This is a genomic window from Streptomyces sp. NBC_00483 (assembly GCF_036013745.1).
Lineage (GTDB): Bacteria > Actinomycetota > Actinomycetes > Streptomycetales > Streptomycetaceae > Streptomyces.
Genome location: NZ_CP107880.1, coordinates 2211711 through 2225156, shown reverse-complemented (window position 1 = coordinate 2225156; position 13446 = coordinate 2211711). Strand labels below are relative to the sequence as shown.

Genomic DNA, 13446 nt, shown 5'->3' with positions numbered 1-13446 from the left:
GGCCGGTTCACACGCTGTTCACGCAGCATTCCCGCACGGCCACGCAGCGTACGCACGCGGCGGTCAGCGCACCGCCACGACCGACGAACCGTGGCCGAACAGGCCCTGGTTGGCCGTGATCCCGGCCCGGGCCCCGGCCGCCTGCCGGTCGCCCGCCGTGCCCCGCAACTGCCACGTCAGTTCGCAGACCTGGGCGATCGCCTGCGCCGGAACCGCCTCCCCGAAGGACGCGAGCCCACCGCTGCTGTTCACGGGTATTCGCCCTCCGGGAGCGGTCGCGCCGTCCCTGAGCAGCTTCGTGCCCTCACCCTCGCCGCACAGCCCGAGGTCCTCGTACCACTGCAACTCCAAGGCCGTGGACAGGTCGTAGACCTCCGCGAGGGACAGATCCTCGGGGCCGATCCCCGCCTCTTCGTAGGCGGCGCGGGCGATCGATGCACGGAACGCGGGGCCTTCGGACGCGACCCCGGCGGCCGAGTCCGTGGCGATGTCCGGGAGGTCGAGCACGGTGTTCGGGTACGTCGGAGTCACCGTCGACACGGCCCGTATGCGGACGGGATCCGCGGCTCCGTGCCGGCGCGCGAAGTCCATGCTGGACAGCACCAGCGCCGCACCGCCGTCCGACGTGGCGCAGATGTCGAGCAGCCGCAGCGGATCGGCGACAACGGCGGAGGCCCCGACCTCCTCGGCCGTCACCGTCTTGCGATAGCGCGCGTTCGGATTCAGCGCGCCGGAGGCGGCGTTCTTCACCTTGACCTGCGCGAAGTCCTCGAGCGTGTCCCCGTGCAGGGCCATGCGCCGGCGCGCGTACAGACCGAAGTACGTCGGGTTGGTCGCCCCAAGTGCACGGAAACGCAACCAGTCGGGGTCGTCGGGCCGGTCACCGCCGGCGGGCTTGAAGAACCCCTTGGGCGCGGCGTCGGCCCCCACCACGAGCACGACGTCCGCGAGTCCCGAAAGGATCTGCGCCCGCGCCGTGTTGACCGCCTGGGCCCCCGAAGCGCAGGCCGCGTAGACGCTGGCCACGCGCGCGCCCTGCCAGCCGAGTGCCTTCGCGAACGTCGCTCCCGCCACGTAGCCGGGATAGCCGCCGCGCACCGTGTCCGCACCGACGATCGAGCCGACGTCGCGCCAGTCGACCCCGGCGTCGGCGAGCGCGGCCCGCGCCGCTGCCACCCCGTACTCGACGAAGCTGCGCCCCCACTTCCCCCAGGGGTGCATGCCCGCGCCGAGAACCGCCACGTCTCCCGTCATGCCGCCACCCCCGTCGGCCGCCAGTGCCACGTCGTCCATGTCGTCCCGGTCTCGTCGTCCCCCTCCTCGTTGAGCACGCCCGGTACGACTTCCACCTCCATGCCGACCGCGAGATCGGCCACGGAGACGCCAGGAGCTCCCTGGCCGAGCACGACCAATCGCTCCGTCTCGAGCTCCACAGCGATCAACGCGTAGGGCTCCCAGGGAAGTTCCCGATCCGACACGTACGGTTCCGGTGGTCGGTACCTGGCGTCCGTGTACGACCAGACGCGCCCGCGCCGCGACAGAGGCAGTGCCACCAGCTCGCCGCCCGCGCAGGCGGGATTGCGGCACGCCCCGTCCTCGCGCGGAAAGAACACCGACGCACATGCGGAGCAGCGCGTGCCCAACAGGCGGAAGTCGTCCCCCTCTCCGCTGAACCAATCGGCCACGACAGGTGTACGCGTACGCGCCACAGTTCCTCCCCGGCAATGAATCTGACGGAACGTCAGAAGTGTGCCATGGGGAGCCGAATGACGTCAGGGGTCCCGCAGAACCGCCCGCGTCCTACCGGCGTCCGTGACCGGTGAGGGCGCGACCGGGACCCACGGGGGTGCTTCCGGTTGCGCCCGCCACGTCACCGCCCCGTCAGCGAACGCCTGGAGATCGGGAAGTCGAAGTACGTGTCCGGGTAGAGCTCGGGCTTGTACGTGTAGTGCCACCACTCCTCGGGCAGGTTGACGAACCCCTGCGCGCCGAGCGCGTTGCGCAGCAGGTCCCGGTTGGTTCGCTGCACGCCCTGGACGCGCGGATCGTCCGTGTGGGCGAGCGTGTCGAAGCAGTCGAACCCGGTCCCCATGTCCAGCGAGTTGTCCGGGAACCGCTCGGCCTTAGGCCCGTAGCAGGGCGTGAGCCTCTCCCCGGGCACGTAGGGGCGCGTGGGTCGGGCGGGCAGCTTCACGACGGTCAGATCGAGGGTGGAGCCACGGCTGTGGCCCGACTTCTCCGCGATGTAGCCGTCCGCGAACAGGCGCGTCTTGTCGACGCGCGGGTAGAACTCCGCCTTCATCTTCTGGTCGTCGAGATCCTTCGCCCAGCGGACGAAATGGTCGACCGCGCGCTGCGGGCGGTAACAGTCGTACACCTTCAGGGAGTAGCCCCTCTTCAGGAGGCCGATCTGCGCCTTGTGGAGCGACTGCGCGGCAGGTCTCGTGAGGAGGCACATCGGCTTCTTGTAGCCGTCGACCGGCTCACCCATGAAGTCGTGCTCCGTGTAGTAGCGCATTTCCTGGATGATCGTGGGGTCCACGTCATGGAGCGCCACGAAGTCCTTGGGGGCCTTCGGGTCGGGCGTCGCATGGGCAGCCGAAGGGGCGGCGGCCACGCCGAGCAGCGCGGCGGCGGCCAGGGCGGCGAGTTTCCGCAGAGCGGTGGAGGCTCGAGTCATGGATCAGCGTCTATCAGGAGCCGGGCCCACCGGGGAAGACCGCAGCCGAGTGATCGGATACAGTCCGCGCCGTGCCCGCATCAACCCACCCCACGCTCAACCCCGTTCCGGATTCCCACTGTTCGAGCTGTGGGGCCGCCTACGGGGCAGAGGTTCACGGCTGGCCCCGCACCTGCCGGGCCTGTGACTCCGTCGCCTACCGCAACCCGCTCCCCGTGGCCATCGCCCTGCAACCGGTGTACGACACGGTGGGCACCGCCCTCGTCGCGATCACGCGCACCATCGCCCCCGCGCGCGGGGAGCCCGCCCTGCCCGGCGGCTTCATCGACGACCGGGAGGACTGGCGGCGAGCCGTCGTCCGTGAGCTCCAGGAGGAGACGGGCATCGTCGCCGCGGCCCGCGACGTACGCCTCGTGGACGCCATGAGCGCCCCGGACGGCCACCTCCTGCTCCTCGGCCTCCTGCCCGAACGTCCGGCGGGATTCCTGCCCACCAGCGCGCCCACGGACGAGACGGACGGCTGGCACCTCCTGCGCCGCCCGACCGAACTGGCGTTTCCACTCCACACGTTGGCGGTGAAGGCCTGGTTCGAGGGCCGCTACCTGTAGGAGCCAGGTCCCGTGAGCGTCCAGCGCGACCTTGCCGTAAGGCGCTCACAGGCCGCGCACACGCACCGGATACCGCGGTTCGACCTCGCCGTCCTCTCCGTCCGTCTCGACGACCACGCGCCCCTTGGCCCAGCGCACCCGGAACCGCTCGATCTCCGGCTCCTCCCAGCCGTCCCCGACGTCCCGCACCAAGTAGCCGCCGCCCGTACGGCCCGGTGCCGGCGCCCACGCCTCCAGGGCGACGCCCCCACCCGGATCGCGCACAGGAAGTACCGACCCACCACGCGCGAGCACCGGAATACGCGACAAGGGGGCGTCCACCGTGACCTGCCCGGGCCCCTCGAAGACTTCGCCGGTCACCGTGTCGTACCAGCGTCCAGGCGGCAACTGAACCGTGCGACGGACGGCTCCCTGCTCCAGGACGGGCGCGACCAACAGGCAGTCGCCCAACAAGAAGGCGTCCTCACAGTCACGCAAAGCCCGGTCCTCCGGAGCACCCCACCACAGAGGCCGCACATACGGGGCGCCGGTGCGCCGGGCGAGATGCGCGAGGGTCATGAAGTACGGAAAGAGGCGACGCCGCTCCTCCAGCGCCACGCGCGCGTGCGTGAGCACCTCCTCGCCGAACATCCAGGGCTCGCGACGCCCCGCCCGCAGCGCCGAACGCGTGCGGAACAGCGGCATATGAGCGCCCAGCTGGAACCAGCGCAAGAACAGTTCCGGTGACGGCTTCCCGTCGGACCCGCCCACATCAGGTCCTGAATACGGCACCCCGCACAAGCCGAGCCCCATCACCAACGAGAGCGAGGAGCGAAGGCCGGCCCACCCGGTGGCGACGTCACCGGACCACGTCCCTCCGTAGCGCTGCAAGCCCACCCAGCCGGACCGGGAGAACAGGAAGGGCCGTTCCTGCGGCTGCAGTTCGCGCAGCCCCTCGTAGCCGGCCCGCGCCATGCACAGCGCGTACACGTTGTGCGCCTCCCGATGGTCGCCGCCCCGCCCCTCGACCGCGTGCCGGGACGAACGGGGGAGCGTGGGCTCACCGAAGGCGGAGAAGGACACCGGCTCGTTCATGTCGTGCCAGAAACCCGAGAAGCCCTGCTCGAGACGCTCCTCGTACAGACCGCCCCACCACTTGCGCACCCGCTCCGCGGTGAAGTCCGGATACATCGACTCACCCGGCCACACGACCCCGCGTACGGGCCGGCCCGCCGCGTCCCGTACAAAGGCGTCGATCGCCTGCCCGCCGTCGTACAGGGCGTTGCCGCGCTGGGCCTTGACCGCCGGGTCGACGACCGACACCAGCCGGACGCCCTCGCCGCGCAACTGTTCGGCCAGACGGGGCAAGGACGGAAACCGCTCCCGATCGACAGTGAAGGCCTGTCCCTCCGTGAAGTGATCGACGTCCAAATGCGCGGCCTCCAGGGGCAGATCGCGCTCCCTGTAGCCCGCGACGACCCGGCGCACCTCCTGCTCGCTCCCGAACCCCCAACGCGCGTGCTGGTGGCCCAGCGCCCAGCCCGGCGGCACGGCCGGAGCGCCGGTCAGCTGGGACCAGACGTGGAGCACGCGCGCGGGTGCGCCCACCACCACCCAACAGCGCAACGGGCCACCCTCCATGCGCAGTTCGGACGTCCCGGCGTAGTCATGCCCGGAGCCCGCACCCTCATGGCCCTCACGGAGGCTGACGGTGCCGTCCCACGTGTTGTCGTGGAACACCAGATGCGTGCCCGCATCCGCGACCACCACCTGCACCGGCATCGTGAGCGACAACGGATCGTCCTGCCGACCGAACGAACCGCCTGGATCCGTGTTCCACAACCGGTACGTCCCGTCACGCAGCCGCGGGCCCGACGCACGGCCTCCGAGGCCGAAGAAGCGCGCATCGGCCGAGACCTCGGACCGCTGCGCCCAGCGCGCCTCACCGCCACCCTCGGACTCCCACCACCGGGGCGGCAGATCGCGGCGCAGCAAGACCCCGCCCGGCGTACGCACCTCCAAAGCGCCGTGCCGCGAGACCACCGCGGTCACCCGCTCGGAGACCACCCGCCAACCGCCGTCCTTGTCCGGCTCCAGCACCGCCCGCGGGTCCGCCTCCGGGCAGAGCCCGGCCAACGCGTACGAAGGCTCCGGTTCGGCCCTGTCCCAGCCCCAGAAGAGGGCACCGCTCACGGTGACGATGATGCGCAGCCGGGACCGCGTGAACCGCACAAGACCGCCACCCGGTTCGGGCGTCACACCGACCACCGAGCCCGGGACCCGGGCCCGCTCGACTCCCCGCCGGGGCAGGCCCACGGAGTCCGCGCGACGGTGCCGCCACGACGCCCGAACGGAGCGCAGCCCATGGGCCGACCCCACGGACGAAACCGCCTTCGCCAAGCGCACCAGGTCACGACCATCCATGCTGCTCACCCTGCCACCGAGGCGCACGCGTGCGTGCCGCGTTCAACTGCCGTTCATCCGTGGTGCCAGCACATCTTCGCCGGGCCGACTATGTGGGATACACCCTGGTGTCGAAGTCGATCACGTGGCATCGTCCAGTGAGCCGCGTCAGGCGCACACTCCGCGGAGCGCGCCGAGGACGCACACGCCGCGCACGCACTTCCTGGAGCCGCATCATGTCCACCGTGAACCCGTCACCGCTCTGGCAGCCCGATCGGCAGCAGATCGCCGACGCGCAGATCACACGGTTCCAGGCCTGGGCGGCCGAGCAGCACGGCGCGCCCGCCGACGGCGGCTACGAGGCGCTGCACCGCTGGTCGGTCACCGAACTCGAAACCTTCTGGAAGGCCGTCACCGAGTGGTTCGACGTGCGCTTCACGCACCCGTACACGCGCGTGCTCGGCAACCGTGACATGCCCGGTGCCGAGTGGTTCCCCGGGGCCACGATCAACTACGCCGCGCATGCCCTGCGCACGGCGGACGACCCTGCGCGCGCGGACACCCCCGCGATCCTCCACGTCGACGAGACACACGAACCCCGTCCCGTCACCTGGTCCGAGCTGCGCGGCCAGGTCGGCTCCCTGGCCGCGGAACTGCGCGCCCTCGGAGTACGCCCCGGCGACCGCGTCAGCGGCTATCTGCCCAACATCCCCGAGGCCGTCGCCGCCCTCCTCGCCACGGCGGCCGTCGGAGCCGTGTGGACGTCCTGCGCCCCCGACTTCGGCGCGCGCAGTGTCCTGGACCGCTTCCAGCAGGTGGAGCCCGTGGTCCTGTTCACGGTCGACGGCTACCGCTACGGCGGCAAGGAGCACGACCGCCGCGACACCGTGCAGGAACTCCGCAACGAACTGCCGTCCCTGCGCGCGGTGGTACACATCCCGCTTCTCGGGACCAAGGCACCCGAAGGCGCGCTGGAATGGTCGGCCCTCACCTCCGCGGACGTCACACCCGTCTACGAAGAAGTGCCCTTCGACCATCCTCTGTGGGTGCTCTACTCCTCCGGCACCACAGGCCTGCCCAAGGCCATCGTGCAGTCGCAGGGCGGCATACTCATCGAGCACCTCAAGCAGATCGGCCTGCACTCCGACCTCGGCCCCGACGACCGCTTCTTCTGGTACACGTCCACCGGCTGGATGATGTGGAACTTCCTCGTCGGCGGCCTGCTCACCGGCACCACGATCGTCACCTACGACGGCAGCCCCGGGTACCCCGAGACCGGCGCCCAGTGGGCGATCGCCGAACGCACCGGCGCGACCCTCTTCGGCACCTCCGCCGCATACGTCATGGCCTGCCGCAAGGCCGACGTGCACCCCACGCGCGACCACGACCTCTCCCGCGTCAAGTGCGTCGCCACCACAGGCTCCCCGCTCCCGCCGGACGGCTTCCGCTGGCTCCACGACGAGGTGCGGGACGACCTGTGGATCGCCTCCGTCAGCGGCGGCACCGACGTCTGCTCCTGTTTCGCCGGAGCCGTGCCGACGCTCCCCGTCCACATCGGCGAGCTCCAGGCGCCCAGCCTCGGCACGGACCTCCAGGCGTGGGACCCGGCCGGCGAACCCCTGACCGACGAGGTCGGCGAACTCGTCGTCACCAACCCGATGCCGTCCATGCCGATCCGCTTCTGGAACGACCCCGACGGCACCAGGTACCACGACAGCTACTTCGACACCTACCCCGGAGTCTGGCGCCACGGCGACTGGATCACGCTGACCTCGCGCGGCTCCGTCGTCATCCACGGCCGCTCCGACTCGACTCTCAACCGCCAGGGCGTCCGGATGGGATCGGCCGACATCTACGAGGTCGTGGAGCGCCTCCCCGAGATCCGCGAATCACTCGTCATCGGCCTGGAACAGCCCGACGGCGGCTACTGGATGCCCCTCTTCGTCCACCTCGCGCCGGGCGCCACCCTCGACGACGCGCTCCGCTCCCGCATCAAGCAGGTCATTCGCGAACAGCTCTCGCCGCGCCACGTGCCCGACGAGATCATCGAAGCTCCCGGCGTCCCGCACACCCTCACCGGCAAGCGCATCGAGGTGCCCGTCAAGCGCCTACTCTCGGGCACGCCGCTGGAGAAGGCGGTCAACCCCGGCTCCATCGACAACCTCGAACTCCTCAAGTTCTACGAGGAGATCGCCCGCAAGCGAGCCTGATCGGCCGCCCGAAACCGATGGTGCACCGTCACCGAACGTGGCGTTGTCAGTACCTCTGATTACTCTGAGTGAGCATCGTTCAAGCGCACTCAGGGGGAATCATGGGGCACACTCAACACAGCCGAACGGCCGGCGTTCGACGCGGCCTGCGCCGTGAAGTGGCGGGAACCATCGGCCTGTTGGCCGACGAGCAGGACTTCGAGGCGATGCGGCTCTACCGCAGCTTCACCTTCGACGACCACACGACGTACCTGCGCCAAGTGGAAGGACTGCTCAAATCCCAGGCCGCGGCCGGCGGGTACACCACGGTCACGCTGTTCGACCCGGCCGAGTTCACGGAATTCTGCCGGGCGGAGGGCCTCGACCCGGACAGTGCGATCAGCCGTACCCGATTCACCGCGGAACTCGCCGCGTCGGGCCCCGGGGTTGCCTACCAGGGACAACCCATGGCCGACCTCGTCCCCGAACTCGTGGAAGAGGCCGTCCGCCAAGCGACCTGGGAATTCGCGACGTCCGTCCTGTCCCGGACAGGGGCCTGCGCCGTGTGCGGGCAGGACGTCGGACGCATGGCCTTCGCCAGGGCTTCCTACCTGGTCTCCCGAGTGATCGACGCGCTCGGCGAAGGAGCCCACCACTGGGTGTGCAGCGTGCTCACCGACAGGGAGTCCCTGCATGCCGTCCTGCACGTGGACGCCACGGAACCCGACACAGTCACGGTGGATGAGTCCGCGGCCATGGAGGTCACGGCCGTACTGGCGCTGGCGATCGTCAGCCGGCGCGCCTGCGCGGTCATCGTGCGCAGCTCGGTCCCTGGCGAGGAGGACCGCGTCTGCGGCTGGCACCTGAAGGACGAGGGATTCCAACCGATCCCCGGGGGACGGGTCTTCGACGCCTACTGCACCGACGCGGACTCCGGCGACCTGTCCGGTCCGGAACCAGGCGTGAACTACTGCACCGCACCAAAGGTGGACGACGCGAAACCGGAAGGCAGGCATCTGCACTGATCGCTCGAGCCGCTGATCCCTGCGGACAAGCGCGAAGGGCGCCCCGCCCAAAGGCGGAGCGCCCTCCAAAGGCACCGGTAAGGCGCCGGTCATGCTCGGTTACTCGCCGGACAGCACGGCCTGAGCGGCGCTGCGCGCTTCCTCCGCCGACTCCGCGGCACGCGCGGCAGCGGCCGCGCGCTCGCACTGGGCCAGCGTGTACTTGCTGAGCGTCGCCCGCACGTACGGAATCGAAGCGGCGCCCATGGAGAGGGAGGTGACCCCCAGACCGGTCAGGACGCACGCGAGCAGCGGGTCGGACGCGGCCTCACCGCAGACGCCGCAGCTCTTTCCCTCGGCCTTCGCCGCCTCGGCGGACAGCGAGACCAGGTCGAGCAGCGCGGGCTGCCACGGGTCCTGCAGACGCGACACGGCGCCGACCTGACGGTCCGCGGCGAACGTGTACTGGGCCAGGTCGTTGGTGCCGAGCGACAGGAACTCGACCTCCTGCAACACCGACCGGGCACGCAGAGCGGCAGACGGAATCTCCACCATCGCGCCGAACTTCGCCTGCAGACCGGCCTCACGGCAGGCATCGGCAAAGGCCTTGGCGTCGGCGCGGTCGGCCACCATCGGCGCCATGACCTCGAGGTAGACCGGGAGACCCTCGGAAGCCTTCGCCAGCGCGGTCAGCTGCGTGCGCAGCACCTCCGGGTGGTCGAGCAGCGTCCGCAGACCGCGCACGCCCAGAGCCGGGTTGGGCTCGTCGCCGGGCGTCAAGAAGTCCAGGGGCTTGTCGGCGCCGGCGTCGAGCACCCGCACCACGACACGGCCCTCGGGGAACGCCTCCAGCACCTGCCGGTACGCCTCGACCTGCTTCTCCTCGGACGGAGCGTTCTTGCTGTCGTCCAGGAAGAGGAACTCGGTACGGAAGAGACCGACACCCTCGGCACCCGCCTCGACCGCCGCGGGCACGTCCGCCGGGCCGCCGATGTTGGCGAGCAGCGGCACCTTGTGCCCGTCAGAGGTGGCACCGGGACCGGTCGAGGCGGTCAGCGCCGCCTTGCGCTCGGCGGCAGCGGCCTCCATCGCGGCCCGCTTCTCCGCGCTCGGGTCCACGAAGATCTCACCGGTGCTGCCGTCGACGGCGACCACGGAACCCTCGGCGAGCTCACCCGCACCAGGAAGCGCCACCACGGCCGGCACACCCAGGGCACGGGCCAGGATCGCGCTGTGGCTGGTCGGCCCGCCCTCCTCGGTGACGAAACCGAGCACGAGCGCGGGGTCCAGGAGCGCGGTGTCCGCGGGCGCAAGGTCACGGGCGATGAGCACGTAGGGCTTGTCGCTGTCCGGAACGCCGGGCATGGGCACCCCGAGGAGCCGGGCCACGATGCGGTTCCGCACGTCGTCGAGGTCCGCGACGCGACCGGCCATGTACTCACCGGCACCGGCAAGGAGCTCTCGATAGTGCGAGAACGCGTCGTAGATGCCGCGCTCGGCCGTGCTCCCGACGGCGACACGACGGTCGACGTCGGCCATCAGCTCGGGGTCCTGGGCGATCATGGCCTGAGCCTCGAGCACCGCCTGGGCCTCGCCACCGGCCAGATTGCCGCGCGCCATCAGATCGGCAGCGACAGCTTCGACGGCCTGGCGGGCGCGCCCCTGTTCGCGCTCGGCATCCTCAGCCGGAATCTGCTTGGCCGGCGGCTCCAGCACCGCCGTCCCCATGTGCCGAACCTCGCCGATCGCCACACCGTGGCTCACGCCGACGCCTCGCAGCGTTGTCTCCATCTCACCCGTCTCCGATAGTGCGGCGAGCGCAGCCGCCGCGTTGATTTCTTGCCGACCGTCAGTGACGGAGTGCGTCACTTCCAGCCGAACAGCGCGTCGCCGGCCTTGATGTCGCCGTCCTCGACGACACCGGAAAGGGACTCGGCCGTGGCCTCAAGGGCGACGACCGGGCAGATCGGCGACTTGCCGGCGGCCTCGACGGCAGCCGGGTCCCATCGGACCACGGCCTGCCCGCGCTGCACAGTGTCGCCCTTGTTGACGAGCAGCTCGAAGCCCTCGCCGTTGAGCTGGACAGTGTCGATGCCCAGGTGCGTCAGCACACCATGGCCTTCCTCATCCACGACGACGAAAGCGTGCGGGTGGAGGGACACCACGATGCCGTCCACCGGGGCCACGGCGTCGGACGCCTCGCGCGCGGGGTCAATGGCGGAGCCGGGGCCGACCATCGCACCGGAGAACACCGGGTCAGGAACAGCAGAGAGCCCGATGGCGCGTCCGGTGAGCGGGGACGTCACACTGGTCATGGCAAGCCTCCCAGAGGGCGGAGATTCAGGGTCGCCGTCACTGCCTGTCCTGGACGGCGTACTGTTCAGAAGCGTAAGTCATAAAAAGTCCCGGTTCCCTACGAGAGGTACCGGTTGGCGGACGTAGGGGCCGCGGGCAAACGATTTGCGTCGAAGCTCGGGCCCGTTGTACCGTCGTACACCTGCCAGGGAGGCAAGCGACGCCATCGAGCGTCCAACACCTCGGCAGCATCTATCAAGTCCTAAGTTGCTTTGCGAACCGTATCTCTGCATGTCTGCAGAGACGTGGCAAGCGGGCCGAAAAAAGACTGATAGTGTTTGACCTCGCCGAAAGGGCCGCGAAAGCGGAACTCTTATAAGGCGAGTGTCAATCCGAGGAAATCGGCCGGTGAAACGGTCTGATAGAGTCGGAAACGCAAAACAGCAAGACCGAAGGGAAGCGCCCGGAGGAAAGCCCGAGAGGGTGAGTACAAAGGAAGCGTCCGTTCCTTGAGAACTCAACAGCGTGCCAAAAATCAACGCCAGATATATTGATACCCCGTCTTCAGCATCTGCTGGGGCGAGGTTCCTTTGAAAAGTCCTGCAGGCCTTCTGGTCGGCAGGCGCACAGCGAGGACGCTGTGAACGGTCGGATTATTCCTCCGACTGTTCCGCTCTCGTGGTGTCACCCCGATTACGGGGAAACATTCACGGAGAGTTTGATCCTGGCTCAGGACGAACGCTGGCGGCGTGCTTAACACATGCAAGTCGAACGATGAAGCCCTTCGGGGTGGATTAGTGGCGAACGGGTGAGTAACACGTGGGCAATCTGCCCTTCACTCTGGGACAAGCCTTGGAAACGAGGTCTAATACCGGATAACACTCCCATTCTCCTGGATGGGGGTTAAAAGCTCCGGCGGTGAAGGATGAGCCCGCGGCCTATCAGCTTGTTGGTGAGGTAATGGCTCACCAAGGCGACGACGGGTAGCCGGCCTGAGAGGGCGACCGGCCACACTGGGACTGAGACACGGCCCAGACTCCTACGGGAGGCAGCAGTGGGGAATATTGCACAATGGGCGAAAGCCTGATGCAGCGACGCCGCGTGAGGGATGACGGCCTTCGGGTTGTAAACCTCTTTCAGCAGGGAAGAAGCGAAAGTGACGGTACCTGCAGAAGAAGCGCCGGCTAACTACGTGCCAGCAGCCGCGGTAATACGTAGGGCGCAAGCGTTGTCCGGAATTATTGGGCGTAAAGAGCTCGTAGGCGGCTTGTCACGTCGATTGTGAAAGCTCGGGGCTTAACCCCGAGTCTGCAGTCGATACGGGCTAGCTAGAGTGTGGTAGGGGAGATCGGAATTCCTGGTGTAGCGGTGAAATGCGCAGATATCAGGAGGAACACCGGTGGCGAAGGCGGATCTCTGGGCCATTACTGACGCTGAGGAGCGAAAGCGTGGGGAGCGAACAGGATTAGATACCCTGGTAGTCCACGCCGTAAACGGTGGGCACTAGGTGTGGGCAACATTCCACGTTGTCCGCGCCGCAGCTAACGCATTAAGTGCCCCGCCTGGGGAGTACGGCCGCAAGGCTAAAACTCAAAGGAATTGACGGGGGCCCGCACAAGCAGCGGAGCATGTGGCTTAATTCGACGCAACGCGAAGAACCTTACCAAGGCTTGACATACACCGGAAACGTCTGGAGACAGGCGCCCCCTTGTGGTCGGTGTACAGGTGGTGCATGGCTGTCGTCAGCTCGTGTCGTGAGATGTTGGGTTAAGTCCCGCAACGAGCGCAACCCTTGTTCTGTGTTGCCAGCATGCCCTTCGGGGTGATGGGGACTCACAGGAGACCGCCGGGGTCAACTCGGAGGAAGGTGGGGACGACGTCAAGTCATCATGCCCCTTATGTCTTGGGCTGCACACGTGCTACAATGGCCGATACAATGAGCTGCGATACCGCAAGGTGGAGCGAATCTCAAAAAGTCGGTCTCAGTTCGGATTGGGGTCTGCAACTCGACCCCATGAAGTTGGAGTTGCTAGTAATCGCAGATCAGCATTGCTGCGGTGAATACGTTCCCGGGCCTTGTACACACCGCCCGTCACGTCACGAAAGTCGGTAACACCCGAAGCCGGTGGCCCAACCCCTTGTGGGAGGGAGCTGTCGAAGGTGGGACTGGCGATTGGGACGAAGTCGTAACAAGGTAGCCGTACCGGAAGGTGCGGCTGGATCACCTCCTTTCTAAGGAGCACTTCTTACCGAGTCCTTCGGGACGAGGTCAGAGGCCACTACGTCGG

At 68.3% G+C, this 13446-nt stretch carries 9 protein-coding genes and 1 rRNA gene; 4 read left to right on the top strand and 6 right to left on the bottom strand.

What is annotated here, in order from left to right; all coding sequences use genetic code 11:
• Positions 1-63 precede the first annotated feature (63 nt).
• The 3 genes from OHA73_RS09660 to OHA73_RS09650 form a co-directional block, all read right to left on the bottom strand.
• On the bottom strand, positions 64-1254 hold the full coding sequence (locus OHA73_RS09660) for a lipid-transfer protein (protein WP_327658440.1): 1191 nt from the start codon (positions 1252-1254) through the stop codon (positions 64-66).
• Positions 1251-1709, bottom strand: a complete 459-nt coding sequence (locus OHA73_RS09655) for a Zn-ribbon domain-containing OB-fold protein (protein ID WP_327654853.1) — start codon at positions 1707-1709, stop codon at positions 1251-1253. The genes OHA73_RS09660 and OHA73_RS09655 overlap by 4 nt, the downstream gene beginning before the upstream one ends.
• Before the next feature lie 161 nt (positions 1710-1870).
• Positions 1871-2680 (bottom strand): M15 family metallopeptidase, encoded by an 810-nt coding sequence (locus tag OHA73_RS09650; RefSeq protein WP_327654852.1) that lies wholly within the window; start codon positions 2678-2680, stop codon positions 1871-1873.
• Between the two features lie 71 nt (positions 2681-2751).
• Here OHA73_RS09650 and OHA73_RS09645 point away from each other — a divergent pair, with 71 nt between their 5' ends.
• Entirely contained in the window at positions 2752-3288 is a 537-nt protein-coding gene (locus OHA73_RS09645) for an NUDIX domain-containing protein (protein WP_266722014.1), read from the top strand.
• Between the two features lie 45 nt (positions 3289-3333).
• Here OHA73_RS09645 and OHA73_RS09640 read toward each other — a convergent pair whose 3' ends face one another.
• Positions 3334-5691 carry a glycoside hydrolase family 31 protein gene (locus OHA73_RS09640; RefSeq protein ID WP_327654851.1) on the bottom strand — a complete coding sequence of 786 codons (2358 nt, stop codon included), beginning with the start codon at positions 5689-5691 and terminating at the stop codon, positions 3334-3336.
• A gap of 215 nt (positions 5692-5906) precedes the next feature.
• Between OHA73_RS09640 and OHA73_RS09635 the strand changes: the two genes are divergently transcribed.
• Together OHA73_RS09635 and OHA73_RS09630 are read left to right on the top strand one after the other, a co-directional pair.
• Entirely contained in the window at positions 5907-7880 is a 1974-nt protein-coding gene (locus OHA73_RS09635) for an acetoacetate--CoA ligase (RefSeq protein WP_327654850.1), read from the top strand.
• A gap of 101 nt (positions 7881-7981) precedes the next feature.
• A complete protein-coding gene (locus tag OHA73_RS09630) occupies positions 7982-8884 on the top strand; it encodes a hypothetical protein (RefSeq protein ID WP_266722020.1) in 903 nt (300 codons plus the stop codon).
• A 99-nt stretch (positions 8885-8983) separates the two neighbouring features.
• On the opposite strand, the gene ptsP is transcribed toward OHA73_RS09630, so the two are convergent.
• Positions 8984-10654: a phosphoenolpyruvate--protein phosphotransferase gene (ptsP, locus tag OHA73_RS09625; protein WP_327654849.1), complete on the bottom strand. Its 1671-nt coding sequence runs from the start codon at positions 10652-10654 to the stop codon at positions 8984-8986.
• Positions 10655-10728: 74 nt separating this feature from the next.
• The gene (locus tag OHA73_RS09620) at positions 10729-11178 is read right to left on the bottom strand and encodes a PTS sugar transporter subunit IIA (RefSeq protein WP_266722024.1); all 450 of its coding nucleotides are present in this window, start codon (positions 11176-11178) and stop codon (positions 10729-10731) included.
• A 686-nt stretch (positions 11179-11864) separates the two neighbouring features.
• Between OHA73_RS09620 and OHA73_RS09615 the strand changes: the two genes are divergently transcribed.
• Positions 11865-13390, top strand: a 16S ribosomal RNA gene (locus OHA73_RS09615).
• The last annotated feature ends 56 nt before the right edge of the window (positions 13391-13446 follow it).